The following is a 1078-nucleotide window of genomic DNA, read 5'->3' as shown; positions in this document are numbered from 1 at the left end:
AGACCAACAACCCTCTCAACAGACTCATCAAGAAGTATTTTAGCCATCTCAGTGGTAAACGGAGCACAGCCAAGCAGCTCACTAGGGGAGAGAGTTGCACAATGCATCCTAGCAACCGACTTCTTGGGTTTTATCTCAGTCTCAACCCTCACCAAGTCCACTGAAGTATCGTCGCTAATTCCCTTAACGCGCTGTTCAATGCCCTTTTCGTAAACACGCAACATCACAGAAGATTGACGCGATCCAACGTATATAGACCTCCCCTCCTTGGCCCTATGATAATCACCCACATGACGAGTCTTGAGGTCGTACTTATCCGCCAAATTCAAAGCCATAGAGGACAGCGAGTCCCAGGCATCAGGAAGATCTATATCAATAGCAACATCAGCCCTAAGCAGGTGATGCTGAGGCCACTCAGAACGCACCAGAGAGGCTAGACGAGGCGCCTCAAATCCCGATGATTCAACCATCACCCTATCACCGGTATTGCCTCCCCACTGGACGCTACACAGCCTTCTATCGCCAATAACCACATCAGCAGCTTCAGCGTACCCGTGCCTCGGCCTTGAACTGACTACACTAGACATTTCAAAGCCACCCATTAAATGGCAAAGAATGTAATCAGGAGAATCACTTACGCCAGCTTTGTACCAGTCGAAATCACACCCCGTAGCACAACCCATCAGACCCCCTCCCTACGGGCTGAACGACCTCCTGAACTGGAATTTGAACTAGGGGTTACCCCCGTATTACAGGCTCGGGGGTTAATAGACTTCTCCATCGGCAAATCCATTTGCTCAAGTGCAGCCAAAACCATCGGAGCAAGAGTCCTCTCAGCCTCCTCAAGGTTCGCCGTGAACTCATCTATGTACCCACCCGACTTAGCACTCTCAAGCGCCCTCAGCAGCTTCGTTACACGCTCAAGCGCCGGAATTGAAGCGCCCAGCATTTCAGTCACTACCGTTGACTTAGAAACACCACGAAGCGCCGCTAATTCAGAAACTACGGCATGATGAGAAGGCTCAAGAGTAATCGTTAAACGAGGCTTAGATGTAGCCATAGTGATGCACCTTTAATG

At 50.1% G+C, this 1078-nt stretch carries 1 protein-coding gene; it reads right to left on the bottom strand.

Annotated elements, in window-relative coordinates; translation table 11 throughout:
• On the bottom strand, positions 1 to 602 hold a 602-nt coding region (locus ABD223_RS43280; protein ID WP_344044180.1), incomplete at its 3' end, for a replication initiation factor domain-containing protein.
• Between the last annotated feature and the right edge of the window lie 476 nt (positions 603 to 1078).

It is taken from the genome of Saccharothrix xinjiangensis, from assembly GCF_039527585.1.
GTDB lineage: Bacteria > Actinomycetota > Actinomycetes > Mycobacteriales > Pseudonocardiaceae > Actinosynnema > Actinosynnema xinjiangensis.
This window is presented reverse-complemented; position numbering and strand designations above follow the sequence as displayed.